Source organism: Mycobacterium sp. NGS11 (genome assembly GCF_059813315.1).
In genome coordinates, this window is record NZ_JCALEJ010000059.1 from 1 (window position 1) to 2681 (window position 2681).

Annotated in this window: 2 protein-coding genes; both read left to right on the forward strand. The window is 58.3% G+C overall.

The window, feature by feature from the left end; genetic code table 11:
• The first annotated feature begins 73 nt into the window (after positions 1–73).
• Positions 74–964 carry a metal-dependent hydrolase gene (locus AC5Y4T_RS26050; protein WP_173662727.1) on the forward strand — a complete coding sequence of 297 codons (891 nt, stop codon included), beginning with the start codon at positions 74–76 and terminating at the stop codon, positions 962–964.
• A gap of 45 nt (positions 965–1009) precedes the next feature.
• Positions 1010–2575 carry a flavin-containing monooxygenase gene (locus tag AC5Y4T_RS26055; protein ID WP_065122888.1) on the forward strand — a complete coding sequence of 522 codons (1566 nt, stop codon included), beginning with the start codon at positions 1010–1012 and terminating at the stop codon, positions 2573–2575.
• The last annotated feature ends 106 nt before the right edge of the window (positions 2576–2681 follow it).

The window sequence follows — 2681 nt, forward strand, 5'->3', positions numbered from 1 at the left end:
ATTTGTAGCCATCCGCGCCTACACCCGATACTATCGGTATCCGAAACTGGATGTTCGAGGAAAGGCAACCGTCATGGTCGACGGAGACATAGGACAAGGGGCAGTGACCACTGCAAGTGCGGCGAGTGTGGGGTCTCGGTATCCGAGAACCCGGCGGATACGTTTCCCCTTTGTCGAGGGCAGCAAGTATTTCTTCGATGACGACATCATCTTCAGCCACCTGTGGGCGAACTTGTCGGGGTCGTTTCCGCCGGGGGAGGAGTTGTTCATTCGGTCGGTGCGTCGGTTTGCCGATGAGATCACCGATCCTGGGTTGAAGAAGCGGGTGGCCGGGTTTATCGGTCAGGAATCGGTGCATGGCCAGCAGCATCGGGCGCTCAATGACAAGCTCGTTGACATGGGGTATCCGATTGGGTGGTGGGATTCAGAAAAGTTTGTTGATTGGGTGAAACGCATCGAGGAGGTGCTGCCGGCCCGGATTCCGCTGGCGGTGACAGCAGCCGCAGAACACTTCACCGCGATACTTGCTGAGCGGCTGCTCGGCGATGAGGACTTCCGGGCGATCCCGGGTGATGCGGAGGTGTGGAATCTCCTGAAGTGGCATGCGCTGGAGGAACTTGAGCACAAGTCGGTTGCCTTTGATGTATTCCGCTCGGTGGGGGGTACCGAGCGGGTGCGTCGACGTGTGATGGCGGTAATGATCCCCCTTCTGCTCCTCCTCATGAGTGGCACGCTGGCGTATTCGGTGGCGCGGGATCCCGAAGCGTGCCGTCAGCCAGTGCGACTGGTGCGTGAGACCTATCGGGTCTACCGCGGCCCCATATTTCGGGGTTTGATCCCAGAGCTCAGGCAATACTTGCGACCGGGATTTCACCCCGACGACATCGACACCAACGCGTTGCTCGAGCAATGGCAAGAGGAACTCTTCGGCACCAAGGGGGCCCTGGTCGGCTACCTGAAGTGACCGAATTTCACCGAGACCGTCGCCAAGAAGGGAGCAAGCAGTTTTATGTCCGAATTTTTTGACGTTGTGATTGTGGGTGCGGGTATTTCCGGTATCAGCGCTGCCTGGCATCTGCAGGAGCGCTGTCCCAACAAGAGTTATGTAGTTCTAGAGCGCAGAGCTGATCTGGGTGGTACATGGGACCTTTTCAAGTATCCGGGCATCCGATCGGACTCCGACATGTGCACCTTCGGGTTCCGCTTCAAGCCGTGGCACTCGCCGCGCTTTACCGTTGATGGCGCCACGATCAAGGATTATCTCTGGGAAGCTGCCGCCGAGAGCGGCATCGACAACCACATCCGGTTTGGTAGCCAGGTATTGTCTGCGGACTGGTCGGACGCCGACAGGCGCTGGACGATCAAGGTGGCTGGGGACCGCCAAAAGACGACCGAGATCACGGCCGCGTTCCTGTTTGCGTGCAGCGGCTACTACGACTACGACCAGGGGTATCGTCCAGAATTCCGGGGCGAGAAGGATTTCGAAGGAATTATTGTTCACCCGCAGAACTGGCCCGAAGACCTCGATTATGCGGGTAAGAACATCGTCGTCATCGGCAGCGGTGCTACCGCAGTGACCCTCATTCCGTCCCTCGTGGATTCAGGCGCTGGCCAGGTAACGATGCTGCAGCGTTCACCGACTTACATCGCATCGCTGCCAAACATCGACCCTATCGCCGTGCAGCTCATCAAGTGGTTACCGACCAGGAGCGCGGACTTCGTCAACCGCTGGAAGAACATCCTGTTAGCTGTGGCGCAGTACAGACTGGCGCGTCGCTTTCCCCGTTCCATGCGAAAAGCGCTGATCGCTTGGGCTAAGCACCAGCTGCCCGCAGGCTATGACGTGGATAAGCATTTCGGGCCGAAGTACAACCCGTGGGATGAACGGATATGCCTGGCCCCTAACGGCGACCTTTTTAAGGCCATTCGGGACGGCAAGGCCGATGTAGTCACCGATACTATCGACCACATCACCAGGACCGGGATCAAGCTTTCCTCGGATCAGGAGTTGACGGCCGACATCATTGTCGCCGCGACCGGTTTGAACATGCGGCTGTTCGGCGGCGCCAAGATTACCCGTAACGGCCAGGTCGTCGACGTCGCGAAGTCGATGACCTATAAGGCCATGATGCTATCCGACGTCCCGAGCATGGCGTTCACTATCGGTTACATCAACGCGTCCTGGACACTCAAAGCAGACCTGGTGTCTGAATACGTCTGTCGCTTACTCAACTACATGGATGCGCACGGCTACGACACCGTCGTAGCTCCCCACCCTGGCGAGGATGTCGAGGAACTGCCGTTCACGGATTTTGCGCCTGGCTACTTCCAACGCGCGATGGATCAACTGCCTAAGTCTGGATCCCGCGGTCCATGGAAAGCAAAGCAGAATTACCTCTTCGATGTCCGTCAAATACGCCGCGGCAAGATCGATGACGGTCTGCGCTTCACGACCAAAGCATTCCGGTCGGCAACGCTTCCGGCCTCGACATCACACCAAGGCACTTCCGAAATGGCTTCTGGCTCAAACCGAGGAAACGGTGAGCACCGCACAAATCCGCTCATCGCCGGATAATCCAACGCGAACCGTCCCCGTGTCCGGAGACTCTTTGATTGAGCTCAGCTGGCGGCTGGTCTGTGGCGAGCGGTGGCCGCTCCACTGACCGGACCCCCGTGCAATG

Coding starts and splice junctions, on each gene's coding strand:
- AC5Y4T_RS26050 (WP_173662727.1), top strand. CDS start 74: ATGGTCGACGGAGACATAGGACAAGGGGCAGTGACCACTGCAAGTGCG.
- AC5Y4T_RS26055 (WP_065122888.1), top strand. CDS start 1,010: ATGTCCGAATTTTTTGACGTTGTGATTGTGGGTGCGGGTATTTCCGGT.